This is a genomic window from Bacteroidota bacterium (genome assembly GCA_016721765.1).
Classification (GTDB): domain Bacteria; phylum Bacteroidota; class Bacteroidia; order UBA4408; family UBA4408; genus UBA4408.
Window position 1 is genome coordinate 66,312 of the sequence record JADKHO010000003.1, and the last position, 26,436, is coordinate 92,747.

Consider the following 26,436-nt stretch of genomic DNA (forward strand, 5'->3'; position numbering starts at 1 on the left):
ATTAAGAATTAAAATTGCGCTGTCGCATCGCTTCAAACACTAAAACGGCGCAGCTTGTAGAAACATTTAGAGAATCAATTTTCCCGCGCATGGGGATTTTTATCTGCTTGTCAGCACCTTCTAACCACAAGGAACTTAAACCATCGGCTTCGGTGCCCATCACAACGGCAGAAGCTTTTTTAAAATCTACATCTTGATAATATTCCACAGCTGTTAAGGCGGCTGCATAGCTGGTAATATCATTGGCTTTCAACCATTGCAAAGTTTCAGCCGAACTGCATGCTACAACTTGATTGGTAAACACACAACCAACACTTGAGCGAACAACATTTGGATTATAAATATCCGTTAAGGGATCACATACGATTACTGCATCTACTTGTGCGGCATCAGCAGTGCGCAGAATAGCCCCGAGGTTTCCGGGTTTTTCAACCGATTCTAAAACAATTATAAATGGAGTAGGACTTAATTTTAGATGCTTTAGGCTTATATTTTTGGGATGTGCTAAAGCCAAGCATCCATCCGAATGTTCGCGATAAGCAATTTTTTGAAATACCTCTTTATTCACTGTAAATGTTCTTACTTGGCTATCTAGAACCGGAATTTGTTTGCCAAAATCTGCACATAAAAAGTAAGAGTGCAATGCTATTCCCGATTGTAATGCCAAATTAATTTCGCGTTCCCCTTCAATTATAAATAAATTTTGCTCCCTCCGTTCACTTGCTTTCTGGAGCTTTACAATATTTTTAATCTTAGGATTTTGGAGGCTGCTGATGTGTTCGTGCACTTTTTATGAATTAATAGGATGTAAACTTAAAAATTATCAGCGCATAATTTGCTAATTTCGCAACTCATTTTCAGTTTTACAAATGCCTAAAGTTGCTGTTCAAAATTACTTATCTTTAATTAAATTCAGTCATACCATATTTGCTCTTCCTTTTGCTTTCATAGGATTTTTACTGGGTACACAAAGCACTCAAGCAGCAATTAACATAAAGCTTTTACTCTTGGTTGTTGTTTGTATGGTTTTTGCACGAAGTGCAGCCATGGCCTTTAATCGCTACATTGATAGGCATATTGATAAAATAAACCCACGTACCTTTGTGCGTGAAATCCCAGCCGGTATTATTCAGCCCAATGCAGCGCTGGCGTTTGTTGTAGTGAATTGTATCCTTTTTATTGGTGCAGCTTATTTAATTAACCCACTCTGCTTTTATCTTTCTCCCATTGCATTACTGGTAGTTCTTGGGTATAGTTATAGTAAGCGATTTACCCCACTATGTCACTTAATTTTGGGAGCCGGACTTGCGCTTGCTCCTATTGGTTCCTATCTCGCAGTTACCGGTGAGTTTGCATTCTTGCCACTTTACTTTTCTTTTGCAGTTTTATTTTGGGTGAGTGGCTTCGATATTATTTATGCTTTGCAGGATGAAGAATTCGATAGAGCCAATAACCTGCGCTCCATTCCTGTGATGCTTGGAAAAAAAAATGCACTTCAACTTTCTAATGTTTTTCATTTGCTAACTACATTTTTTATTCTACTTGCCGGTATTCAAGCACATTTTGGAACATTTTATTGGATCGGAGCGGCTTTATTTATTGCACTATTAGTTTACCAGCATACTTTAGTAAAGGTGGACGATTTAAGTAAACTTAATCTAGCTTTTTTTACCACTAATGGTATTGCAAGTGTAGTGTTTGCAGTTTTTTTTATTCTTGATTTTATTTTCTGATTTTATTCAAAATGTTATTAAGTGATTTTTTTAGCGGCAATTTATATGATTGGGTAATATTTCCGCTCATCATTTTTTTTGCACGTATGACTGATGTTACCTTAGGCACCCTGCGAAGTGTGCTTGCCTCAAAAGGTAAAAAGCACATTGTTCCTTTCATTGGTTTTTTTGAAGTATTAATTTGGCTTTTCGCGATAAGTTCAATATTGAAAAATCTTCACAGTGTAACCAGCTATATTGCTTGGGCAGGAGGTTATGCCACCGGAATTTATCTTGGTCTAGCTATCGAAGAAAAATTGGCCATTGGAAATCAAGTGATGCGTATCATCACCAATCAAGATTGCGAAAAATTGATTGAAACAATTAAGCAAGCAAATTTTGGACTTACAATACTCGATGGACAAGGCGCTAGAGGACCTGTTAAACTTATTTTTATTGTACTTAAAAGAAAGGAGGTTGATAATATAATTAACCTCATTAATCTCTATAATCCCAATGCATTTTATTCTGTTGAAGATATTAGGGAAGCTAATCAACTTCGATACAGTACCATGCATCAGCGAAACAGCATCCTCAATAAAGTATTTCCCATTCGAAAGGGATTGTAATCAATACTTGATTTTTTGATTGTTAGACCAAATTAATTTCAACTTAGTAATTAATTTTAACCTTCTAAAAATTCTTTTCAAAGGGCTCCAAAAATCCCAATTCGCTTGATTTTCTTTAATAATTAAACATAAAGCGCAATGAATCGTTACTTTTACAACGAATTAAAATACTATGCCTTACAAAAATCTACAACACTTTATCGATACACTCGAACGCGAAGGTGAACTTATTCGAGTAAAAGAATTCGTAAACCCACACCTCGAAATAGCCGAAATTACCGATCGATTGTCAAAATCAAAAAATAACAAGGCGCTACTGTTTGAAAATACCGGTACTGATTTTCCGGTCCTAATCAATTCGATGGGTTCCTACAAGCGCATGTGTATGGCACTTGGCGTGGATAACCTCGATGATATCAGCAAAGAAATTGAAAGCCTTTTCCATCAACTATCCGGTCCCAAAGAGGGCATTTTAGATAAACTTAAAATGCTTCCTATGTTAGGGCAAATTTCTTCTTGGATGCCCAAGCAAATCAGCGGAAGGGGAGAATGCCAACAAGTTATTATGGAAAGCCCTGACATCACAAAACTTCCGGTAATGACCTGCTGGCCCGAAGATGGTGGCCCTTTTGTTACGCTTCCCATTATCAATACAAAGCATCCCGAAAGTGGAATACGTAACGTGGGAATGTATCGCATGCAGGTATTCGGCCCTACCTTAACCGGTATGCATTGGCACAAACACAAAGTGAGCGCAGGGCATTTTAATGAGTACAAGAAATTAGGAAAGAAAATGCCTGTTGCTGTTGCCCTTGGCGGAGATCCTGTATATACCTACGCTGCTACTGCACCACTGCCGCCCAATGTGGATGAATACATGCTTGCCGGATTCCTTCGAAAGAAAAAAGTGGAATTAGTGAAGTGCATCACACAAGATATGTATGTTCCCGCAGATGCCGATTTTATTATTGAAGGCTATGTTGATCCTGAAGATGAGCTTATTTGGGAAGGCCCTTTTGGCGATCACACCGGTTATTATTCATTGGCCGATTGGTATCCAAAATTTCACGTTACCTGCATCACACATAAAAAAAATGCAGTGTATCCGAGCACAATTGTAGGTATCCCGCCGCAAGAGGATGCTTGGATTGGAAAAGCAACCGAAAGAATATTTCTGGCGCCAATTAAAATGACTTTACTACCCGAAATTGTCGACATGGAATTGCCCATTGAAGGGGTGTTCCACAACCTTACCATTGTTAAAATTAAAAAGGAATTTGCAGGCCATGCTCAAAAAGTTATGAATGCCATGTGGGGCGCCGGTCAAATGATGTTCAATAAAATTTTGGTTATTACCGATGGGGAAATTAATATTCATAATTACTCGGAAGTGGCCAAAGCGATCTCCCAAAATTGCGATCCGCAACAAGATATATATTTGAGCCAAGGCCCTATGGATGTGCTCGACCATTCCTGCAGTAAGTTTGCTTTTGGAGGAAAAATGTGTGTGGATGCAACCACAAAATTTGAGGAGGAAAAGCGATCAGGTACTCAAAAACTATTCGGTGATTTGAAATTAGATGTGCCCAAAATTAAAGCACTGTATCCTGAGATTTCTTCTTTAAATGATTCCCTTTTGAATCATGAAATTTCTGTTGTGTTTGTTGCCGTTGAAAAAAACAAAAAAAATCATATCAAGGAGTTAAATCAACAGCTTTTTAGTATGCCTGATTTTTCAGCAATTAAGGTTGTCATTTATGTGGAACATACTGTGGATGCAAATGATATTGCTGATGCAATATGGCGTTTCGCAAATAACATCGATCCAAAGCGCGATAGTTTTATTATAGAGGCACTAAACGAAAACGAAATTTCACACATCGGATTTGACGGCACGCGCAAAACAAAGGAATTCGATAATTTTCACCGCGATTGGCCAAATATTATTGCTGCTAATCCGTTAACGATTAAGGCAATCGACGAAAAGTGGGCAAATCTTGGTTTGGGTGAGTTTGTGCGATCTCCCTCTCTTAAATACCAAAAGCAATTATACAAAGGCGGAGCTGTGGTTACCGAATAATTGAGTTGTATTGCATTATTTCAGGTATAAATGATTAAGCTCAATGAAGAGTAGGTAAACCTAAATTAGGAAGCTCAATCTTCTCATTCTCGAAAATGGGGATTGCGTAAAATTATACGCATTCCATCATTCATAATGGTTTTAGCTTGAGAAATGACATGACCGGTAATTTTTTTAATTTTACCTGTAACTTCCGCTTACCTGTAATCGTCACACTATTAAACCGGAACTCTTAATGACCGTAAACGAATTCAATTCCTGTGTGGATTTATATGCGGATAGCTTGTATCGTTTTATTCTTAAAAATATTAAGGATAGCGATAAGGCTAAGGATATTGTGCAGGATACCTATGAAAAACTTTGGCTAAAAGTTTCGGAACTTCCGGCTACCAATGCAAAGTCGTATATGTTTACGGCTGCATACCGCACCATGATTGATAAAGTAAGGCGCGATACAAAACAAACTCCATTGCAGGATGGACATACAGATGGCTTGACAGCAAAAAATTCTTTTAATGATGTAAAGGAAGTTTTGAATGAGGCACTAAATAAATTACCGGAGATTCAACGTTCTGTTATTTTGTTGCGTGATTATGAAGGATATAATTATGCTGAAATTGGAGAAATTACAGGATTAAACGAAAGCCAAGTGAAGGTATATATTTATCGAGCGCGAGTGTTTTTAAAGGAATATATTGGAAGTTTAGATACAATAATTTAATAGAAAATGAAACTGAGTAGGGCCAATTACGAAACTTTTTTAGTCGATTACCTCGATGGCAAATTAACGCCATTGGAAGTGGCCAATTTATTGCTTTTTTTAGAACAAAACCCGGATATAAAAGAAGAGTTTGAAGGAGTTGAGTTATCTGCATTGACAGTTGTTTCAAGCGACCTATTTCCAAATAAGGAGGCACTTAAAAAAAAACCACCAGTTACGTTAATTAACGAAAATAATGCAAGTAATTTTTTAGTGAGAAAAATTGAGAATGATTTATCTCAAAGTGAAATTGCTGAACTGGATGCATTTTTAGCTCAAAATATTTCCTTTAGAAAAGAGCTTGGTTTATTTGAAAAAACGATACTTAAACCTGATTTATTCTTGCAATTTTCAGATAGAGATTCGCTGAAAAAGCGAGGACGTATTATCCCTCTCTTTTATAGAATTTCTTCCATTGCTGCCCTGCTTCTTTTACTAGTAGCTATTCCTTTGTTACTCCGCTTTTACTCAGGAAATAATTCTGATGAGTCGCACTTTGCATCAAATGTAAACGATTCAAAACAAAGAGCTAAGCAGTTTAACCTAATAGGGAAGAATGCTGTTGAGGAAATTGTGATTGCACATACTCCTAAGCATTTTGCATCAAATCAAGACAAACTACCGCATAAAACGGCGAAGGCATCTATAACCCAACAAACAGTTCCTCAAAGGTCAACACTGGTGCAGGTTGATTCTACTGAATCGCGTCTTTCAACTATTTCTACTCAGGAGCAAACCATGGCTGCAATTGTTGAAAAGAGAAACGAGGCTGCTTCTGAATCCTCCGCTATTCCTAATGTTACTGAATCACCGATAACAGGAAATGCGTCCACTTCATTTATATCCATAAAATCAATGGCTGAACAAAAAATAAAGGCAATGTCAAAAGATAATCTTGATGAACTTGCTGCCGAAGATGCTAAGAAGAAACGAAAAATTAGCGGTTGGGATTTTGCAGCGATTGGGGCAAAATTAGTTGGAAAAGTAAGCGGTAAAAAGATACAACTCCAAAATCGATACAACAGCGACGGGCAACTAACTCAATACGCTATTCTTAGTAATAATTTTGAGTTTTCAAGAGGTCACTAACCGGCTGATATGACTATTTAATTTTATTTAAACTCAGTTTTCGCAGCGAGGGCGAAACTTTTGCAACTAAAGCTACTACCATTAAAGTCATTACCCCACCAAAAACAATCGAAGGTTTTAAACCCATTGCCCTAGCAGCAATTCCCGATTCAAAGGCCCCAATTTCGTTTGAAGAACCAATAAAAATACTGTTCACGGAAGAAACTCTACCGCGCATTTCGTTGGGTGTTAAGAGCTGCAAAATGGTGTGACGAATCACAACGCTTACATTGTCAAATGCACCCGTAAGCACCAGCAAAAACAAGGAAAGGTAAAAGTTGGTGGAAAGTGCAAACAAAATGGTGAAAACACCAAATGCACTTACTGAAAGTAGTAATTTCTTACCGGAATTTTTTATAGGTGGATGGTAAGCCAGTATTAGCGCCATTAGCACTGCCCCGGCTGCCGGAGCTGCACGCAAAATTCCCAGCTCTTCCGGTCCAACGTGTAAAACAGTATCGGCAATAGCTGGCAACATCGCCACCGCTCCTCCAAACAAAACTGCAAACAAATCAAGCGAAAGCGCTCCCAAAATAATTTGATGACTAAACACAAATTTAATTCCAACCATTAAACTTTGCTTTAGCGACTCTTGCTGCTGCTTAGCCGGCAATGGGCGAAAACTTATGAATGAAAAGAAGAAAATCGATAAAAGTAAAAAAAGCACATTTATACCATAAGCCACACTGCCACCAAAATAGCCATAAATAATTCCGGCCATGGCAGGTCCGGCGATAGCTCCGATATGCCATACAGTAGTATTCCATGTCGCTGAATTCGTATATAAATTGCGGGGTACTATTTGGGTTAAAAGGGATGGAACTGCGGGCGATAAAAATCCTCTAGTAATTCCAACCAATACAATAACACTGAAAATTGGACCAACCCCGTTATCCTTTATAAAAGAAGAATCGTTTAAGCTAAAGCAAAATAAAGCTAAGGTAGCGAGCATGAAAAAGGAAGTTGCCCAACGAATAATTTTTCTGCGATCATAACTATCTGCAACATGTCCCGAAAAAAAGGAAGTGATTATAAAGGGAATAGCTTCGGTTAAACCAATCATCCCTAAAGCAAAAACATCTTTTGTGAGTGCATAAACTTGCCATCCAACAATTACACTCTGCATTTGTATTGCAATGGTTAGAAAAAATCGGCCTCCAATAAAAGGTACAAACTCAGGTACCGTAAATACTGCATAAGGATTTTGACTTTTTTCTTTTTCCAAAGGGAACGTATAAAAAATTATAGAATTTCTTTCAACTCATCTAATGAGCTAATCTCATAAGTAACTTCCACATCATGCTTAATTTTAGCCGGATTGAAAAAAATTTGAGTCATCCCATAATTTCGAGCACCAACTATATCTTGCTCCAAACTATCCCCAATCATTACACTTTCGTGCGATTTGGAATTTGCCAATTGGGTGGCATATTCAAAAATGGTTGGTTCAGGTTTTTTGCTATTGGCTGCTTCTGAGGTTATAACATGTGTAAAATAGGGAGCTAAACCGGAATGCTCCAATTTAATAAATTGAACCTCATTAAAGCCATTGGTAATAATGTTTAACTCGTATTTTTCTTTTAAATAACCGAGCGTTTCAAGGGCATGTGGAAACAAATTTTTCTTTAATGGACTTTCTTTTATGTAATATTCACCCATTTCAAGAGAGAGCTCATAGTTGTCGATATTAAATTCCAACAATGCTTTGTGAAAACGCGTATTTCGTAAGGTAGTTCTGTCTACTAAACCCTTACGGTAATCGTCCCACATTTGATCATTTATTTGTTTATAGCGACTTATAAATTGATTGGCAGATACTAATCCTACTTCTAATAGGCGAAATTTTCCAACAATTTCAAGCAATGTCTGTGTCGAGTTGGTCTCAAAATCCCAAAGAGTATGGTCTAGGTCAAAAAAAATAGTTTTGAATGGCATCAAATAGGGGCTTATATAAATAATAAGAAGAAGCAGACCAAAATATGACTGAGCCAAATAGATAGACTAATACCTTATGCTTATTTTTAAAATAACGCAAAGCAATAAAACTTCCAATGGGTATCGATAACAAAAGTGGCGTCAATAAAGCGATTCCGGTTAATCCAAACCTTCGCTTTGTGCGGACAATAAGTTTGTTTTTCCGTGTAAAATTCTTTTTAAAGGGAGTGATTTTCTTCTTTGTTTTTTTTCGCTCTTGCCATCTATTCAAAATGTATTCACTTGTATTCACAAAAATAAACACTCCTAAAAATCCCCCGGCGGTAGTTACAAGTAATGATTTTAAAAATGAAAATCCAAAGCCCAATGCCAGCGGTACACTTCCGAGTACAAATTTTACTGTACTAAGTAAAAAAACCGAAATAATTTCTCCCCAATCATTCATATATTTTTCAGGATTTTACTCCAAATGCCAAATCTCCTGCATCTCCCAATCCCGGTACAATGTAAGATTGAGCAGTAAGCTCTTCATCTACTGCCCCCATCCATAAACTAACGTTTTCAGGTAAATGCATTTTAGCGTAATTAACTCCCTCTGTACTGGCAATAACAGATACGATGTGCGTATGTTTAGGTTTCCCTTTTTTTAACAGCGCATTGTAAGCAAGCACCATCGAGGTTCCGGTAGCTAACATTGGATCACAAAGAATCAAAATACGGTCATCCAAATCAGGGCTCGATAAATATTCAACCTGCACATCAAATGTTCCATCTTTATGGTGTTTTCGATAGGCCGATATAAATGCATTGTCAGCTTGATCAAAATAATTTAAAATCCCTAAATGCAATGGCAATCCTGCTCTTAAAATTGTTGCCACTACAGGTTGTTCAGCAATTTTTGGAACTTTAGCAACCCCAAGTGATGTGGTCACATCCTCTATAGCATAGTTAAGTTTTTTACTGATTTCATATGCAAATATTTCACCCATGCGTTCCATGTTTCTTCGAAATCGCATACGGTCGCTTTGTATTTGCTCGTCGCGTATTTCAGAAATAAATTCGTTGAAAATAGAGTTTTCGTTACCTAAAATGTGTATCATAGCTGCGCTGTTATTAGTGATGAAAGGTGGCTATGAAGGTAGAAATTAATTCGTGAGGAATAAAACTTATTTCTTTAATAACTTAAGGGGAAATGGCAAATTGTTTTTTTTGATCCCCAAGTAATTACATTCTTTAGAGCCAAAACTTTTGTAAAACCGCGCTAGGTTTTTATCGTTCGACCCCTCAAAATCAAAAGTAAGACTGCGTTGTGCATTTTCCTGAATAAAATGGTCTATCAAAAAAGGCATTGCCCCATTTTTCTTGGCTGTTGCATTTGTAGCCGAAAATAAAAAAATCACTTTATTATTACTCTGCACAAAAAAAGCACCCGCACATAAGTCCTTTTTTTCAGTATATACTCCCCAACTTGCACCATGGCCCCGTGCTATACAATATTCAATAAGGTTTTTTAAAATCTTATACTCCTTACTTTTTAAGTTGCTAATGTCTTTTCCTCGATTCCTGCGAAATAGTTTGATGATTTCTAAGGGGTCGGCCTTGTAATTAACACTCAGTCCTTTTTTCGTTGCTTTTGTGATATTACGTAAAGTGTTAACTGCATAATAAGTTCGTAAATTAACATACGAATTAATCAGATCAAGTTCATGCGTTAAATTTTGTTTAACCTTAAATTGTCCTTCATCAACGGTGTTATACTTGTTCAGATTTATCTCCACTAATTTGTAACGAGATGGGATGGCAGTTATAAATTCTTCTACTTTTTCTTGAGAAAATTTGTTCACCGAAAACACCCCTAATTGCTGCGTAAAGGGAGGTTGGAATAAATAATTTATACCTAATTTTTTTCTCCCGGTAAGCGGCATTACACTCTTATAATCATCTTCCACCAATGCATTCCATCCTTCGCATACTATATCCAAATACCACGTGTATGCATAAATATTACCATTAAACGATTTGCGAATGCAATCGTCCCATTTGGTGTAATCTATATCTTTATTCGAATAATATTTTATCACTGTTTTAGTTCTTAAATAGTATGCGCATAGTTCAACATTTCCTCATAAACCATTCTCCATCCCTTCCAAAACTTATATTCTGCCAATGTTTCATTGTGCCACAAGCTTATAAACTCACCATCCACTTTTTTAACCTCATCAATTATTTTTTTAATCTTTTCAAGCGATTCTTCCGGACTTATTTGTAAGTAAAAGTTAAGCGTAGCGTCCATCACCTGAAAGGGATGCAACCTTAGTTTGGTTTCAATTTCTAAATCCAAATCATAAAAATTAAAGCTATTACAAATACTTGCTCGAAACCCAACTTCCGAAGCATAGCCCATAGTATAATCGTCGCTGATGTCTAAATTCATCAAATTGCGATACGTTTCAGGGAAAGTAAGTTTTAAAAAATGCTGCCGGCTTCTTACGATTTCTCGATTTAAAACTTTAGATAAACCACGAACTTCTTTTTCTAATTTTTCCAACTTAAAATTGGAATTGTAAGAGGGATGAATCCCAACATCAGCATTATCTGCAATCGATTTAATCAAATAGCGGAATCGTTGACTACGCGTTGGAACATTCTTGTCATTTAATCCATAATCAGCAAACAAGAAAAAGTAAATTGGATGCAGTCCATACTTTTTATGAATGTCTAATTGAAATTGATAGGTATCATACGGATCGGTTTGAAATCCGAAGACCGCTCTGCCACGTTCAATAAACTCTTTCAAATCCAAATGTAGCAATGAACGAAGTGAAGCGCCAATTGTGCGAATAAACCCTTTTTCCCTAAATGCGTAGGCATTATCGATGTCGATGGTGGGAATATGCTTAAATTTCTTTTTAGGAAATTCAACATCTGTATACTTCGATAATATGAGTTTTTTAATTTTATCGGCCCAAATATTTACCAAAGGCAGATGCAAAAAATTGTTTTGAAAGGCCAGACTTTCCAAGGCTTCAAATCGATTATGCTTGTCATGAATGGTAGGTAAATATTCCTCATAACGGCTCACCAAGTAAAACTTGCAGCAAACGGATCAAATGGAAAGGCGGAAGTTCTGCTTGTTGGAAAAAATGCTTTTGTGCCATCCCAATCAAAAACAGTTATGTCCTGATCCTTAATTCCTGTTTCAGATAAAAATGGCTTCGACAAGAAAAATAATTCATCCCCAAATGCATGTCCCGAATAATTTATTTTAGTTCCCTCGTGGAGCTTAAATTCATTTACATTTTCGGTTAACAACACATCAACACCCAATACATCCGTAAAAATTAAACGAAAGATATAGCGTATTCGATTATTTATCTTTGGCGTGTATACGAGAATCATTTTCGTGTGTAAGTATTATTAAGCCACTATTTTCTTGGGCGTTGATTCGAACAATTGCAAAAGCTCTTTGCAAATAAACTCGGCGGCTTGCCCATCTCCAAAAAGGGGAGGGAAGGATAAATCGCTTTTTACGTAATACTTATTAATAGAAGCTATTATTTTTGCATGGTCAGTATCCGCAAGTTGTGCAGCGCCGCACTCAACCAATTCCACCCACTCAGTTTCCGCTCTCAAAATAACACAGGGCTTCTTAAAAAAGAAAGCTTCTTTCTGAACACCACCGGAATCAGTTACAATTAATTTTGCGTTTTTTTCTAAAGCTGTCATTTCTAAAAATGAAACCGGTGGCACCAACTTAATGCGCTCGTTTGCACTAATTTTAGCATACACATCAGGTCGTAAATTTTGCTTCAAAAGTTTTGATGTTCTGGGATGAATTGGCAACACAAGTGTGATATTTAACTGCGCCGTTATTTCAACAAATGCCTCAAAAATGGCAGTTAGGCGCAAAGGCTCATCTGTATTGTTGTTGCGGTGAATAGTAGCCAAAATGTAATTATTCCTTTCCAGTTTTAAATCAGCTAAAACACGGGTTTTTTGTTCAGATAGCTCAGCAAAATAAAGGCTATTATCATACATTACATCCCCGCAATGATAAATTTTGGGGTGGTCTGCATTGGCTATTTTATCGCTGTACTCTTTAAATCCTTCCCGTAATAAATTAGTATATCCTGCTTTGGTAGGCGAAAAAAGCAGGGTAGAAACATGGTCGCAAACTATACGGTTAATTTCCTCCGGCATTGCTTTGTTGAAGGAACGCAAACCTGCTTCAATATGTACAACCGGAACATGCACTTTCGCTGCAGCTAAGGCTCCTGCTAAGGTTGAATTGGTATCGCCATAAACAACTAAGCAATTGGGCTTTTCTATATCTAAAATTTCTTCTATGCCCACCAGCATCGCTGCCGTTTGCTTGCCATGCGAATTGCTGCCCACATTTAAATTGTAATCCGGTTTCGGAATACCCAATTCATCAAAAAACACCAACGACATACTTGCATCGTAATGCTGGCCAGTGTGCACAATAATTTCTTTCATCTGGCTGGCAAAATGCGTTCGAATTGCGCGACTTAAGGCTGCAGCCTTGATGATTTGAGGCCGTGCCCCAATTATTGTGAGGATTTTTAGCATCTGCTAATTAGGTTAATGGCAGTTTAATTTACAGTTGGCCATTGTCTGCAAAACTATAAAATTCTTTTCCTGCAAGAATGAGGTGATCTAAAACATTTATCTCAAATAGTTTTCCAGCTTCTGTTAAGCGCCGGGTTATTCTTATATCGTCTTCACTTGCTTTTAAGTTTCCTGATGGGTGATTGTGACACAGAACGAGCCCACTCGCTAAATTTTCAATCGCTAACTTAAATATTATTCGTGCATCTACCACTGTTCCGCTAACTCCTCCTTTGCTGATATTGATTTTCCGTAACACGTGGTTGCTTCTGTCAACTAAAAGCACCCAAAATTCTTCATGAGTTAAATCTTCAAATTCTGCAGCTATGTAGTTAAAGGCATCTTTGCTACTTACAATTTTAATCCGTTTGGGACTCTCATGTATCTTTCTTCTACGTCCCAATTCTAACGCTGCTATTACGGTAATTGCTTTTGCTTCACCCATTCCCTTAAACTGTGTTAGGTCCGATACTTGTAACTTTCCTAATGCGTTTAGATCATTATCAATACTGCTTAAAATCCGCTTAGCAAGGGCAACAGCGCTTTCGTCCCTACTTCCTGATCCCAGTAAAATGCCAATTAACTCTGCATCCGATAATACGTGGCGTCCTTTCTCTAATAACTTCTCCCGTGGTTTATCTGCCTCCGACCACAACGAAATTGGCATTGCTTCTCTATTCATATCTCCCTTATTTCTTTCGCTAAGATAAATTATAAAAATAAAAAAGGTCTTCCGAATAGGAAGACCTTTTTTAAGTTATTACTAACTAATGAATTACAATTTACCAACCATCTTGGTTAACTTCGATTTAATATTTCCCGCTTTATTTTTGTGGATGATATTTTTCTTTGCCAATTTATCTACCATCGAAATAACTTCAGGTAGCTTTTTTGCAGCTTCTTTTTTATCTGTTGTTGTTTTTAATGCCTTGATTGCTGTACGCGCAGTTTTCGCTTGGTAACGATTCGTTTCTTTTTTAGCTTCGTTAGAGCGAATTCTTTTTATTGACGATTTGTGATTTGCCATTTTATTTTTTTGTTTCTGTTATTAGTTTCATGTTAATTGTGTTACTAATAACAATTTTCAATTAACTCTTTTAATTTACTCTGTAGCCCGTAGGGGAATCGAACCCCTGTTTCCAGGATGAAAACCTGGCGTCCTAACCCCTAGACGAACGGGCCAAAATTTCCCCTTTTTTGAAAGGGAGTGCAAATGTAGAATATTTTTATTTTCTGACAAAAAAATCTTTGTCTGTTTTTTTTTATTCTTTTTTACACCAGTTAGCCCTGTCTAGTTTTAATGAATTAGGTTCAGCCTTTTTGTATAAGAATGCTCTTTAGTTGCTATTTCAAAAATATACAAACCTTGCGGATACCCTGATAAATCAACAGTTATAAGTTTTCCATTTGCGGATACATTCGCCAAATTTAAAACCAAAGAGCCTACTGAATTAAACACTTTAATATCCACCTTTTCTGTTGCAAATTCATCCGATGCTAGGCTAATATTTCCATTTGATGGATTAGGAAATAACTGTATGGCATCCGAATTTTGTGTTGAAGTTGCAATTCCGGTATAGTCAATACAAAGTGCAGGTGCTATTGCCAATCCAAGATTTAAGCCCCATGAATTGGTATTATCTGTAAAGGGATACCAACTTCCATCACTCAAGCCTTCATAGGCTTTACCGGTAGTTACACTCCCATTTGAGGTGGTATAAAGTGCAATCGTATCTATCGTATTATTGTTGAATTCAATACCAATAAAATAAGAACCGGAATTGATAGCAATTGGATTTGTAAACGTAACATTCGTAGGGTTGCCCGCAGTTATATCCGCAAATATATCGCTCAAAACCAATGTCTTGGTTGCCAGGGTTGTACCCGGTGTTCCACCCACACCATCGGCCTTCCAAACTTTTGCATTCAAAGTTGCATTCGAAAAACCATACCCATAGCCAAATAAGATTTGAGCCCCGTATATTTTTTGAAGCGGTTGTAATGCATTGAATTTTTCGGCAAATCCAATGTCTCCCCAACTATTTGTTCCGGATAAGTAGCCGGTGCCCGGTTGGCCTACATGTGAAGGCCGGTATAGTGCTAATGGAGTTGAAGCGGTAAAATTTGCAATGGTATCGCACGATAAAACTTGTGATGGTGTACTGCAATTAACATTAGTATTGGTCAATAAACTAGCTCTGGATCCGGAACCCGTGCCTGTTAAGGTAGCCACCATGCGCGCTTTTTGCCCCTCCGAAAACATAAACATACAGGCATCGTCTACATAATCCATATAATTCATGAACATGTCCCCATTAGGGCCGTTGCTGCATGTTACATGTGGAAATGTAGGACATTGCCCATTGGAAGCTTGCTGCGTAGGAGTATCGTTCACAAAGTCATTGCCACAATTGGCATCTCCCCATATGTGGCGTAAGTTTAAATAATGTCCAACTTCATGTGTAGCTGTTCTGCCTTTGTCAAAAGGTGCTGTCGCTGTACCCATGGTTCCAAAATAGGCAAAGTCAATCACTATTCCATCAGTACTGGCTGAACCTGTGCCCGGAAATTGAGCATACCCCAGCAATTGTCCTTGCAAGTCGCACACCCACATATTCATATACCTGCTTGGATCCCATGGACTAACTCCATCAGGAGCAGTTTTTACACTTGGTGTAGGGTTTCCAAATCCTTGAGTATTATTGGTTAATGTTCGTGTTATTCCTGTGGTTGCAATGCCATTAGGGTCCACACTTGCCAAACAAAATTCAATCTCTGCATCAGCAGCCAGTGCAGCAAAAGCAGCCGGAACTTGGCTGATATCGGTATTCTGCTTTCTGTAATCACGATTTAGAGCAGCAATCTGTGAATATATTTGAGCATCACTTACATTCTCTGTGCCACTTTTATATACAACATGCACTACTACAGGTATTTTGTAAACTGTACTTGTTTTATTTCCAACATGCTGTTGATGAACTGCTATTTCTTCTTGAAGTTCCTCTTCCATTTTTTCCATCTTTTTTTGAAGTGCAGGATCTTTTTGCAATTCAAAAGCGAGGTTTTCCATAGTTCCGCAATTTCTTTGAAACGGAACAGAAGTATTATTTTGTATCGCTAGATGCTGTGCAAGATTTACTTTTTTAGAAATACTCTGTGCGTCTATTTTCCAAGAAGTTAGTAGCGATATAGATAAAATAAGGAGTAGATGTTTTTTCATAATTTTAGTTAAATATGTCCAAAGCCTCGTAAAAATAATATTTTACTTTTAAAATTCAAATAAATATTCCAAATCAATAGGCTTTTGCAAACATAACACGTTGGGTTGATGGCTTCCCGGTTAAAATGCAATGACCAGTTTCCAGAGGATTATTCAGAGGTATGCAACGTATTGTCGCTTTTGTTTCTTCTTTAATTTTTAATTCTGTTTCAGTGGTTCCATCCCAATGTGCCAGCACAAATCCTCCTTTTGATTCTAATACCTCCTTAAATTCGGCATAACTATCCACACGATGCATCATTGAATCCCTATAATCCAAGGCCTTTTGGTAAAGATTATGTTGTATTTGAGTTAACAAATGCTCTACCTTGTTTTCTAAATCAGCTTGTTGAAGTGTTTCTTTTTCTTTGGTATCCCTGCGTGCAATTTCTACTGTCCCGTTCTCCAAATCACGTCCTCCAATTGCAATGCGAATTGGAACTCCTTTAAATTCATATTCGGCAAACTTCCAACCTGGTCGCTGTGTATCGCGATCGTCGTATTTTACACGAATATTTTTGAACTCTAATGCTTTTTTTAATTTTAATGCAACTGCACTTATTTGTGCCAATTGCTCATCGCCTTTATAAATGGGCACAATCACTACTTGAATAGGTGCAAGCTTTGGGGGTAATACGAGGCCTTCATCGTCACTGTGGCTCATTACCAATGCTCCCATTAAGCGTGTCGAAACACCCCAAGAGGTGGCCCATACATAGTCCAGCTTTCCATCTTTACCGGTGAATTTAACATCAAAAGCCTTTGCAAAATTTTGACCTAAAAAATGCGAAGTCCCTGCTTGCAGTGCTTTTCCATCTTGCATCAACGCTTCTATACAATAGGTTTCTAGAGCTCCGGCAAAACGTTCATTGGCTGTTTTTACACCCTTAATGACGGGTATGGCCATCCATTCCTCCGCAAAATCCGCATACACATCTAGCATTTGCTTGGTCTCAAATATTGCCTCGTCAGCGGTTGCATGTGCAGTATGCCCTTCTTGCCAAAGAAATTCAGCAGTTCTCAAAAATAAACGTGTACGCATTTCCCAACGCACCACATTCGCCCATTGATTTATTAAGAGCGGAAGATCGCGGTAAGATTGTATCCATCCCTTATAGGTATTCCAAATAATAGTTTCGGAAGTAGGTCTTATAATCAATTCTTCTTCCAACTTCGCATCCTCATCCACAATAATTGTCCCATCCGGCCCGTTCTTTAAGCGATAATGAGTTACTACAGCGCACTCTTTTGCAAACCCTTCCACATGACTGGCTTCTTTACTAAAAAAAGACTTAGGTATAAACAAGGGAAAGTATGCATTGCTGTGTCCGGTATCTTTGAACATCTTATCCAAGGCTGCTTGCATTTTTTCCCAAATAGAAAATCCGTAAGGTTTAATAACCATGCATCCTCGAACAGCCGAATTCTCAGCCAAATCAGCTTTAACTACCAATTCATTGTACCATTGCGAATAATTTTCGGCACGTGTTGGAAAATCTTTACTCATATTAATTTTTGGTTTGGTATAGTATTTGTAATTTTACTTGGAAAATAAACAGCAGCGGCAAAAGTAAAAATTTAAACCATTGCTAAAATTCAGAGTCAGAATAATAAATTTAAAAATCCCAAAGATGAAAACGTATAATTATTTTTTAATTTCTCTTGTAGTTCTTGCAAGTGCCTGCTCATCTACCAATCAATCAGTTAAAAATAATACAGATGATATTTATTATTCATCCAAGGATGCGCAAAAGGAAATAGACGATAAAAAAGCCGCTCAACTTGCAGCTGCAGAGGCCAATAGAATTAAAAAGGCAAATGCTGAAAACTATTCTAAAGCTTCCGACAACGAAAGCACATCCGAGAATACAACTCCGCAAACTTCCGACGATTACTACGATCCAAATGCTAAACCAACTTCAACAACAACTGCTACAGAAGGTGGTAATACTTACATCACCAATAATTACAACAACGATCAGTTCAACTACGATGATTATTATGATTATGCTTATTCATCGCGCATTAGAAGATTTCACAATTCTTCTTATTTCGGATATTATGATCCCTTTTATACCGATGCTTATTACTATAATTATCAACCTTCCTGCTGGGGCACCAGTATTTATTCCAGCTATAATTTTTGGAGCCCTACATCAACAATTGTAATTGGAAGCTCATGGGGATACAATCCTTGGAGACCTTATCAATATTATGGCTACAGCAGTTGGGGCTATAATCCATGGATGGGATATGGATACAATTCCTTTGGTTATGGCGGATATTGGAACGGATATAATAATGGTTATGCAAACGGCTATTGGGATGGTTACAATCAAGGTTTTAATAATGGCTTTTATGGCAATAACTATTATTACTACAACAGCTACGAACATAAAAATACCTATTACGGCCCACGCAATGGTACCGCTTCAAATGGCACCGGAACACATGGAAGAGGCGCAGATAGTTTTGGCGACAAATTCGAAAGAGCTGTTACAGTTGATCGTGGTAGAGATATTAATACAATTAAGAACGGTGAGGATTCCGGACGACCAAAAAGAGAAGATGCAACTATCGGAACAAATAATAGTACCGGAAGACCTTCTGATAGTACACCAAAATCTAACGGTACCGCAACTCCTGCAAAAGGAACACTTGAAAATGAAAACACCGGCAGGCCAACTTATTCTACCCCAAAAGGTGCAGTAAATGAAACTCCGGTTAAAGGTAAAATAATTGAGACGGAAACGAATGGAAGACCAAACAATTGGACTACTAAAGATGAATCAACTCCTGTAAAAGGTAAAACTTCTGAGTCTGAAAACGGATCCAATGGAAGACCTACTCATTCCGAAACCACTCAGCCGGCCAATAACAATTCAAATGGGGGAGTGCGACCAAATGGAAATTGGAACAATTCAAATACTCCAAAAACCAATGCGAATCAAGAGCCGGTATATGACAATGGAGGCAATACAGGTCGCCCAAGATATAATGGAGCAAATGGTAATAACAACCAAGAACCTACAAAACCAACCTATGAAACTCCACGCTCCAATCCGGCAAATGGAACGCGTCCAAACAATGAAATAAAACGCAATGAGGAGCCTCCAAGAATTGTGGTGCCACAAAATGAAGGACGCCCCAGAAGAAATGTATTTGAGAGCGCACCGCGTCAAGAAACTCAAACCGCACCGCGTAATGAGCAACGTTTTGAGCAACCACGTCAAGAAGCTCCGCGTATGCAACAAAATAATTCTGCACCGGCACAACGCGAAGGCAATTCAAATGGTGGAGGCCGCAGAAGATAAGCTCACTAAATTTAATAATGAATTTATGAAAAGACTTGTTATAACAATAAGCGTTGCTGCCGCATTGATAAGTGAGGTAAAAGCACAAGATCAAGTAGATGCGTTACGCTATTCTCAAATAACTTATGGTGGAACTGCTCGATATGTTGGGATGGGAGGTGCATTTGGAGCCTTAGGGGCAGATGCTAGTACCTTAGCTTCGAACCCCGCCGGCATTGCATTATACAGAAAATCTGATTTAACTTTTTCGCCCACGCTATTTAATAGGACAACAAGCAGCAGTTACAACAATAGCAGCAATAAAGACAATAAGTTTAATATGAATTTTGGTAATGCTGCATTTATTATCAATGTGCCAAAAGCTAAGAATGATGGAAATGCAGAGTGGAAAAGCTTTAGCTTTGGGATTGCTTACAACCGACAAAACAATTTCCATAACCGCAGTTTCATTGAAGGGGATGCCGATGGATCGTCAAAACTTTTTCAATATGTGGATGAAGCAAATGGTAAAAGCCCCGATTACCTCGATCAATTTGGGGCCGATCTTGCCTACCAAACTTATTTAATAGATACCATCCCCGGCCAAAATAACGTGTATTTTGCCAATACCAATAACTTAAAGGGTACCCAAAAAATGTCGGTTGAAACTACCGGTTCTATGGGAGAAACAGCACTTTCGTTTGGTGCAAATTATAATAACAAACTATACTTGGGCGCAAGTATTGGATTCAAAAAATTAAATACGAAGAAAATTCCAGGTACGAAGAAAGTGATAACGATACTACCAAAACGGGTACTTATGTTCCACTTTATAGAATGGATTTGGAGAAATTTGTGTTGGACCGAAAATTAAGTACAACCGGCCGTGGTGTTGATTTTAAAGTGGGTGCAATTTATTCGGTATTTGATTGGTTAAGAATTGGGGCAGCTGTGCACACCCCAACACTTTATTACAACATGACGGATATTTATAGTGATAGCATTACCGCCACCTATAAGTATTTTGAAACACCTGAATTTCTTCCCTCTTACGGAAAAGTAAAAACCTATTCTTCACCGGAAGGAATGTTTGATTACTCCTTAACAACCCCGTTTCGTGCCATTGGGAGTATAGGATTTATTATCGGTAAGCATGGTGTGATTAGCGCAGATTATGAATATGTGAATTATGCTCAAGCAAAACTCAACGCCAGCAAAGATGAATTTAGAACTGCAAATAAAACGATTCAAACATCCTATACCTCCGCTTCAAATATTAGAGTGGGTACCGAATGGCGTTTTGATCCTTTTAGCATTCGCGCAGGATACTCTTACTATGGTACTCCATACAAAAACGATGTTAACGATGGCAGTCGTAGCACCTACTCATTTGGCTTAGGATATAAGATGGAAGTATTTTATTTGGATGTTGCCTATCAATTTTCACAAAGCAGCGAAAAATATTACATGTTTGATCCTGCTTATGTGCATGCCAGCACAAATAAAATTCAATCGGGTGCAGTGTTGACTACTGTAGGGTTTAAATTTTAACCTAAAGCATTTTAATTTTGAAAGGAGCAAGGCTAAAAACGTTGCTCCTTTTTTGCTTTTCAGTCGCCAGCCATTTCTCATTCAAAAAAATCCAATTCAAAATCACCCTAAAACGAAACGCATAAAACAAAATCAAAATCCGGAAAGGACCGGCCTATGAGAAATTGGCGTTAAGAAATTTGAATTCATTTTTATGCGCGGGCACTGTGTAAGCAATCCACGAGCGAGAAATGAAAGTATTTTCTTTTAACAGAATATTATCGAGCGGCTTGGGTTGCGAGTAAAAATTAATTCAAATTTTAGCCAATTACTCATCAGCCTTGATTTTTTGCTTACTTTTTGATCAAGCAAAAAGTGAGAAAACACCAATGAAAAAGCGCAGATAAAAATAAAATTCAACTAAAGCCGAAAACCTGAAAAGCCTCTGCGAGAAGTTAAAAGGACCCATATAAGAGAAATTGGAATCACCGAAATTAACTGCTCTTTTTTATGAAATGAATTTTCAATCTCATTTCTCTATTTTCGCAAAATGAAAAAACTGCAACTGCTTTTTCGTTACCTGCTTTATTATTTCCGTTCAACAAACGAACACGGCGTGCATTCTCCCTTTGTGTATGATTTAGTAACCACCGTTATTTATGATGAAAAGGAATTCTATTGCTTTTCTAAAATTGAGAAGATTCGGGAAAAAATGTTGGCAAATCATTCGCTTATTTTTATGCAGGATTTTGGCGCAGGCTCGCTTCGTGTTAACAATTCGAAACGAAAAATCAGTGAGTTGGCTATGCATTCCGCTAAACCTAAAAAATACGGACGCTTGTTATTTCGCCTTGTAAATAAATTTCAGCCTTCCACGATATTGGAATTGGGCACATCACTTGGATTAAGTGGAATGTATATGGCTTCTGCGCACAAGCAAGCGCAGTTTATTAGCTTGGAAGGAAGCACTGAATTGGCGCGCATTGCTCAGCAAAATTTTAATGCATTAATGCTTTCAAATGTGGAGGTATTACCAGGCACCTTTGAAGAAAATTTATCCCATTCAATTCAAAAACTAGAGAAATTGCATTTCGTTTTTTTTGATGGTAACCATAGACGGATTCCTACAATTGCCTATTTTGAAGAATGCTTAAAGTTTTGTTGCAACGAAACCGTTTTTGTATTTGATGATATTCATTGGAGTATTGAAATGGAAGAAGCATGGACTTGCATTAAACAACATCCGCAAGTGAAGGTTACAATCGATTTGTTTTTTGTGGGTATTGTATTTTTCAGAAAGGAACAAGTAAAAGAAAATTTTACGATTCGCTATTAGGATTTGAGTTAACTTTGAGAAAAAAATGGGATGAAAACCATCATACGTTTAACCAATATTTCACGAAAATTTCAAATTGGAAACGAGGTAGTAAGTGCACTAAACTCTGTATCACTCGAGATTTTTAAAAATGAGTACGTGGCTTTAATGGGTCCTTCAGGTTCCGGAAAATCTACCCTGATGAATATTTTAGGTTGTTTGGATACCGCTAGCGGTGGGACTTACGTGCTTAATGGAACCGATGTAAGTCAACTCAACGACAATGAACTGGCCGAAATTAGAAATAAGGAAATTGGCTTCGTTTTTCAAACCTTTAATTTACTTCCAAAATCTACAGCTTTAGAAAATGTTACATTGCCCTTAATTTATGCTGGAAAATCAAAAGAGGAGCGCATAGCAAGAGCCACACAGGTATTAGGTGAAGTTGGTTTAACAAATCGAATGCTTCATAAACCCAATGAACTTTCGGGCGGGCAACGTCAAAGGGTTGCAGTGGCTAGAGCATTGGTGAACCATCCCGCCATTATTTTAGCCGATGAGCCTACCGGTAATCTGGATTCAAAAACATCGGTTGAAATAATGGGCTTGTTTCAGGATATTCATGCCGCGGGAAATACCATTATTGTTGTAACACATGAAGAAGACATTGCAAAGTATGCACATCGAATAATCCGTTTGAAGGATGGACTTATTGAATCGGATGAACAAAATGTGAATTATAGGAAAGTAGAGCGTACCGAGAAGGCAATTTAATACTGAAAAGTATTAACATGTCTTTTCAATAGTAATTAATACAAATTACATCAGTTTTTTCAAATGGCATTTAAAATATACACTAGAACCGGTGATACTGGCGAAACCTCTTTAATTGGCGGCACGCGCGTTCCTAAACATCATATTCGGATCGAATCGTACGGCACAGTCGACGAATTAAATTCCTATGTTGGATTAATTAAGGATCAGGAAATAGATGCACACTCCAAATCAATTTTAGCCGAAATTCAAGACCGACTTTTTACGATAGGATCATCACTTGCTAGTGATCCCGAAAAATCTAAAATGAAAATTCCTGATTTGAAACAAGAGGACATAAGTTTACTGGAAAGTGAAATGGACGAAATGGATGCAAAGCTTCCTGAAATGCGCTCTTTTGTGCTTCCGGGAGGGCATCCCATCATTTCATTTTGTCACATCGCCCGTTGTGTGTGTCGCCGAGCCGAACGGAACACTATTCATCTGGCTGAAAATAATTTTGTGGCTCCATTAGTTGTACAATACCTGAATCGACTCTCTGATTATCTCTTCGTATTGTCACGCTTTCTAAGCTTGCAACTAAAGGTAAATGAAACACCTTGGAAACCAAGAATTTAAAATTGTTTTATTTGTTTTGTTCCTATCATTAAATTTTTACTTTTGCACACCCTTAGAAAATTCTGAGGGAAGCAAGAAACCCTTAATCTAATTTTGCGTAAGCAAACCTAAAATAATAGTACAATATGTATTGGACATTAGAATTAGCATCCTATCTCGAAGATGCACCATGGCCTGCCACCAAAGATGAATTAATTGATTTTGCAATGCGTTCAGGAGCTCCATTGGAAGTGATCGAAAACTTGCAAGAGATCGAAGACGAAGGTGAGATTTATGATACCATTGAAGAAATTTGGCCGGATTATCCATCCAAAGATGATTTCTTCTTTAATGAAGACGAATATTAAAAGCTAAGAGCGGACTAAGGTCCGCTTTTTTTTGCTTTATACTCGCCGATAATATTATTAAATGGAATGTTGAATGTGAATATTCTTGCAACATTGTAATCCTTGTTACTCTTAATGCAAAAGCCTCGCAGAATTTATTTCTGCGAGGCTTTTAACTTTAGTGCCATTCATAAACTGTTTGGAACTAAGTATTTGAATGCTTACATCATGCCACCCATTCCGCCCATTCCACCTGGCATTCCGCCCGGCATTGGAGCTGCGTCTTCTTTTTGTTCAGCAAGTACACATTCGGTAGTTAATAACATCGCTGCAATGGATGCTGCGTTTTCTAATGCTACACGAGTTACTTTTGTTGGGTCAATAACACCTGCTGCCAATAAATTTTCAAATTTATCGGTACGTGCATTGTATCCGAAGTCAGCTTTTCCTTCTTTCACTTTATTTACCACAACAGAGCCTTCGCCACCTGCATTTGCAACAATCTGGCGTAACGGTTCTTCAATGGCACGTCGAATGATAGCGATACCGGTATTTTCATCATCATTGGCACCTTTTAACTTATCCAATGAATCAATTGCACGGATGTAAGCAACACCTCCACCTGCAACAATTCCTTCTTCTACTGCAGCGCGTGTGGCATGCAAGGCATCGTCAACTCGGTCTTTTTTCTCTTTCATTTCCACTTCAGTGGCAGCACCCACATACAATACTGCAACCCCTCCGGCTAATTTAGCCAAACGTTCTTGAAGTTTTTCTTTATCGTAATCAGAAGTGGTATTTTCAATTTGTGCTTTAATCTGATTTACACGTGCAGTGATATCTGCCTTTTTACCTGAACCATTAACGATTGTTGTATTGTCTTTGTCAACCGTAATTTTTTCAGCTTTACCAAGATATGAAAGGTCGGCATTTTCTAATTTGTATCCGCCTTCTTCCGAAATCATTGTTCCTCCGGTAAGGATAGCGATATCTTCCAACATTGCTTTTCTGCGGTCACCAAATCCTGGAGCTTTAACTGCACAAATTTTTAATGAGCCACGAATTTTATTTACAACTAAAGTTGCCAATGCTTCTCCATCAATATCCTCAGCGATAATTAATAAAGGGCGACCTGATTGTGCTGTTTTTTCAAGTATAGGAAGCAATTCCTTCATCGAAGAAATTTTCTTGTCGTAAATCAATACATATGGAGTTTCCATTACAGATTCCATCTTTTCAGCATTGGTTACAAAGTAAGGAGAGATATACCCTCTGTCGAATTGCATTCCTTCCACTACTTCAACAGTTGTTTCAGTACCTTTTGCTTCCTCAACAGTAATAACTCCTTCTTTTTTAACTTTTTTCATTGCATCAGCAATCAATTTTCCAATTGTGGCATCGTTGTTTGCAGAAATGGTAGCAACTTGTTCAATCTTCTTATTGTCATCTCCTACATTTTGGGATTGCTTTTTCAAATTCTCAATCACTGCAATAACTGCTTTGTCAATACCGCGTTTTAAATCCATTGGATTTGCTCCGGCAGCCACATTTTTCAATCCGGCTGTAATAATTGCTTGTGCTAATACGGTAGCTGTAGTTGTTCCGTCACCGGCAATATCAGCAGTTTTACTAGCTACTTCCTTCACCAATTGAGCTCCCATATTTTCTACAGGATCTTTCAATTCAATTTCCTTTGCAACAGTAACACCATCTTTGGTAATTGCCGGTGCTCCATATTTTTTATCTATAATCACGTTACGCCCTTTTGGACCTAGTGTTACTTTTACTGCGTTTGCCAAGGCATCTACACCTTTTTTCAGTGCGTCACGTGCTTCAAGGTTGAATGTTATATCTTTTGCCATTTTATGTATTATTTATTTGATTTTTGTTTTGATAAATTGATTTTTGGTTAATTATTCGCTTTCGCTAGGGAGAAAATGCTGGAAAATAGTAGGTTAGCGCAAATGCATTCCTCTTTTTGACATTTCAATATTAAACGATTGCGAAAATATCCGACTCGCGCATAATGAGGTAATCCTTTCCGTCAACAGTTACTTCTGTTCCAGCATATTTTCCATAAAGCACTTCATCGCCAACTTTTACAGTCATTGGCTCATCTTTTTTTCCGGTGCCCACTGCAATTACTTTTCCTTTTTGTGGTTTTTCTTTTGCCGTGTCGGGAATGATTAAACCACCGGCAGTTTTTTCTTCAGCAGCAGCAGCTTCAACTATCACTCTGTCTGCAATCGGGGTAATTTTTACTTTAGCCATTTTTGTTTTTATTTAGTTTGAAATTTTGTTGATTAAATTTTAATGCCCTTTCACTTGTCACAGATTGTGCCACAAGCCTTGACTAGCATAATGATAGACAATTTTGCAGTTGGCAGATTTTAGGACACAAAAAATGTCAGAAATGCGGACACTCTGACATTTTATATTGTATTTCTT

The 26,436-nt window shown here is 37.7% G+C and carries 27 protein-coding genes and 1 tRNA gene; 12 read left to right on the top strand and 16 right to left on the bottom strand.

Annotated features, from left to right (window positions below; translation table 11 throughout):
* Window position 1: 1 nt before the first annotated feature.
* A complete protein-coding gene (locus tag IPP32_13210) occupies window positions 2-787 on the bottom strand; it encodes an RNA methyltransferase (GenBank protein ID MBL0049042.1) in 786 nt (261 codons plus the stop codon).
* A gap of 82 nt (window positions 788-869) precedes the next feature.
* On the opposite strand from IPP32_13210, the gene IPP32_13215 reads away from it, so the two are divergent.
* The 5 genes from IPP32_13215 (at window position 870) to IPP32_13235 (ending at window position 6,270) form a co-directional block, all read left to right on the top strand.
* Window positions 870-1,733, top strand: a complete 864-nt coding sequence (locus IPP32_13215; protein ID MBL0049043.1) for a UbiA family prenyltransferase — start codon at window positions 870-872, stop codon at window positions 1,731-1,733.
* Window positions 1,734-1,744: 11 nt separating this feature from the next.
* On the top strand, window positions 1,745-2,341 hold the full coding sequence (locus IPP32_13220; protein MBL0049044.1) for a DUF2179 domain-containing protein: 597 nt from the start codon (window positions 1,745-1,747) through the stop codon (window positions 2,339-2,341).
* Window positions 2,342-2,513: 172 nt separating this feature from the next.
* Window positions 2,514-4,421 (top strand): menaquinone biosynthesis decarboxylase, encoded by a 1,908-nt coding sequence (locus IPP32_13225; GenBank protein ID MBL0049045.1) that lies wholly within the window; start codon window positions 2,514-2,516, stop codon window positions 4,419-4,421.
* Between the two features lie 235 nt (window positions 4,422-4,656).
* On the top strand, window positions 4,657-5,142 hold the full coding sequence (locus tag IPP32_13230) for an RNA polymerase sigma factor (protein ID MBL0049046.1): 486 nt from the start codon (window positions 4,657-4,659) through the stop codon (window positions 5,140-5,142).
* Between the two features lie 6 nt (window positions 5,143-5,148).
* A complete protein-coding gene (locus tag IPP32_13235; protein ID MBL0049047.1) occupies window positions 5,149-6,270 on the top strand; it encodes a DegV family protein in 1,122 nt (373 codons plus the stop codon).
* Window positions 6,271-6,283: 13 nt separating this feature from the next.
* On the opposite strand, the gene IPP32_13240 is transcribed toward IPP32_13235, so the two are convergent.
* The 13 genes from IPP32_13240 to IPP32_13300 form a co-directional block, all read right to left on the bottom strand.
* Window positions 6,284-7,534, bottom strand: a complete 1,251-nt coding sequence (locus IPP32_13240) for an MFS transporter (GenBank protein MBL0049048.1) — start codon at window positions 7,532-7,534, stop codon at window positions 6,284-6,286.
* Window positions 7,535-7,551: 17 nt separating this feature from the next.
* On the bottom strand, window positions 7,552-8,244 hold the full coding sequence (locus tag IPP32_13245; protein MBL0049049.1) for a noncanonical pyrimidine nucleotidase, YjjG family: 693 nt from the start codon (window positions 8,242-8,244) through the stop codon (window positions 7,552-7,554).
* Window positions 8,219-8,689 (bottom strand): hypothetical protein, encoded by a 471-nt coding sequence (locus tag IPP32_13250; protein MBL0049050.1) that lies wholly within the window; start codon window positions 8,687-8,689, stop codon window positions 8,219-8,221. The genes IPP32_13245 and IPP32_13250 overlap by 26 nt, the downstream gene beginning before the upstream one ends.
* Window positions 8,690-8,696: 7 nt before the next feature.
* Window positions 8,697-9,344: a uracil phosphoribosyltransferase gene (upp, locus tag IPP32_13255; GenBank protein ID MBL0049051.1), complete on the bottom strand. Its 648-nt coding sequence runs from the start codon at window positions 9,342-9,344 to the stop codon at window positions 8,697-8,699.
* Between the two features lie 66 nt (window positions 9,345-9,410).
* On the bottom strand, window positions 9,411-10,325 hold the full coding sequence (locus IPP32_13260; GenBank protein MBL0049052.1) for a hypothetical protein: 915 nt from the start codon (window positions 10,323-10,325) through the stop codon (window positions 9,411-9,413).
* A gap of 11 nt (window positions 10,326-10,336) precedes the next feature.
* The gene (locus tag IPP32_13265; protein ID MBL0049053.1) at window positions 10,337-11,326 is read right to left on the bottom strand and encodes a polysaccharide deacetylase family protein; all 990 of its coding nucleotides are present in this window, start codon (window positions 11,324-11,326) and stop codon (window positions 10,337-10,339) included.
* On the bottom strand, window positions 11,323-11,643 hold the full coding sequence (locus IPP32_13270) for a hypothetical protein (protein MBL0049054.1): 321 nt from the start codon (window positions 11,641-11,643) through the stop codon (window positions 11,323-11,325). Before IPP32_13270 ends, IPP32_13265 begins: the two co-directional genes overlap by 4 nt.
* An 18-nt stretch (window positions 11,644-11,661) precedes the next feature.
* The gene (wecB, locus tag IPP32_13275; protein MBL0049055.1) at window positions 11,662-12,834 is read right to left on the bottom strand and encodes a UDP-N-acetylglucosamine 2-epimerase (non-hydrolyzing); all 1,173 of its coding nucleotides are present in this window, start codon (window positions 12,832-12,834) and stop codon (window positions 11,662-11,664) included.
* 28 nt (window positions 12,835-12,862) lie between these two features.
* On the bottom strand, window positions 12,863-13,555 hold the full coding sequence (radC, locus tag IPP32_13280; GenBank protein MBL0049056.1) for a DNA repair protein RadC: 693 nt from the start codon (window positions 13,553-13,555) through the stop codon (window positions 12,863-12,865).
* 93 nt (window positions 13,556-13,648) lie between these two features.
* On the bottom strand, window positions 13,649-13,900 hold the full coding sequence (locus tag IPP32_13285) for a 30S ribosomal protein S20 (GenBank protein ID MBL0049057.1): 252 nt from the start codon (window positions 13,898-13,900) through the stop codon (window positions 13,649-13,651).
* Between the two features lie 83 nt (window positions 13,901-13,983).
* Window positions 13,984-14,055 (bottom strand) — tRNA-Glu (locus IPP32_13290).
* A gap of 115 nt (window positions 14,056-14,170) precedes the next feature.
* Window positions 14,171-16,093 carry a T9SS type A sorting domain-containing protein gene (locus IPP32_13295; GenBank protein MBL0049058.1) on the bottom strand — a complete coding sequence of 641 codons (1,923 nt, stop codon included), beginning with the start codon at window positions 16,091-16,093 and terminating at the stop codon, window positions 14,171-14,173.
* A 73-nt stretch (window positions 16,094-16,166) separates the two neighbouring features.
* On the bottom strand, window positions 16,167-17,639 hold the full coding sequence (locus tag IPP32_13300; GenBank protein MBL0049059.1) for a proline--tRNA ligase: 1,473 nt from the start codon (window positions 17,637-17,639) through the stop codon (window positions 16,167-16,169).
* Between the two features lie 124 nt (window positions 17,640-17,763).
* Between IPP32_13300 and IPP32_13305 the strand changes: the two genes are divergently transcribed.
* From IPP32_13305 to IPP32_13335, 7 genes are all read left to right on the top strand, one after another.
* Window positions 17,764-19,446 (top strand): hypothetical protein, encoded by a 1,683-nt coding sequence (locus IPP32_13305; GenBank protein ID MBL0049060.1) that lies wholly within the window; start codon window positions 17,764-17,766, stop codon window positions 19,444-19,446.
* Between the two features lie 25 nt (window positions 19,447-19,471).
* A complete protein-coding gene (locus tag IPP32_13310) occupies window positions 19,472-20,299 on the top strand; it encodes a hypothetical protein (GenBank protein ID MBL0049061.1) in 828 nt (275 codons plus the stop codon).
* The gene (locus tag IPP32_13315) at window positions 20,263-20,976 is read left to right on the top strand and encodes an outer membrane protein transport protein (protein MBL0049062.1); all 714 of its coding nucleotides are present in this window, start codon (window positions 20,263-20,265) and stop codon (window positions 20,974-20,976) included. Before IPP32_13310 ends, IPP32_13315 begins: the two co-directional genes overlap by 37 nt.
* Before the next feature lie 529 nt (window positions 20,977-21,505).
* A complete protein-coding gene (locus IPP32_13320; GenBank protein ID MBL0049063.1) occupies window positions 21,506-22,291 on the top strand; it encodes a class I SAM-dependent methyltransferase in 786 nt (261 codons plus the stop codon).
* Between the two features lie 39 nt (window positions 22,292-22,330).
* Complete coding sequence (locus IPP32_13325; protein MBL0049064.1) at window positions 22,331-23,044, top strand: ABC transporter ATP-binding protein; 714 nt, start codon at window positions 22,331-22,333, stop codon at window positions 23,042-23,044.
* A gap of 63 nt (window positions 23,045-23,107) precedes the next feature.
* Window positions 23,108-23,662 carry a cob(I)yrinic acid a,c-diamide adenosyltransferase gene (locus IPP32_13330; protein MBL0049065.1) on the top strand — a complete coding sequence of 185 codons (555 nt, stop codon included), beginning with the start codon at window positions 23,108-23,110 and terminating at the stop codon, window positions 23,660-23,662.
* Between the two features lie 125 nt (window positions 23,663-23,787).
* Window positions 23,788-24,009 carry a DUF2795 domain-containing protein gene (locus IPP32_13335; protein MBL0049066.1) on the top strand — a complete coding sequence of 74 codons (222 nt, stop codon included), beginning with the start codon at window positions 23,788-23,790 and terminating at the stop codon, window positions 24,007-24,009.
* A 200-nt stretch (window positions 24,010-24,209) separates the two neighbouring features.
* Here IPP32_13335 and groL read toward each other — a convergent pair whose 3' ends face one another.
* Window positions 24,210-25,850 (bottom strand): chaperonin GroEL, encoded by a 1,641-nt coding sequence (gene groL, locus IPP32_13340; GenBank protein MBL0049067.1) that lies wholly within the window; start codon window positions 25,848-25,850, stop codon window positions 24,210-24,212.
* Window positions 25,851-25,980: 130 nt separating this feature from the next.
* Window positions 25,981-26,259, bottom strand: coding sequence for a co-chaperone GroES (locus IPP32_13345; protein ID MBL0049068.1), 279 nt, complete (start codon window positions 26,257-26,259; stop codon window positions 25,981-25,983).
* Window positions 26,260-26,436: the final 177 nt, after the last annotated feature.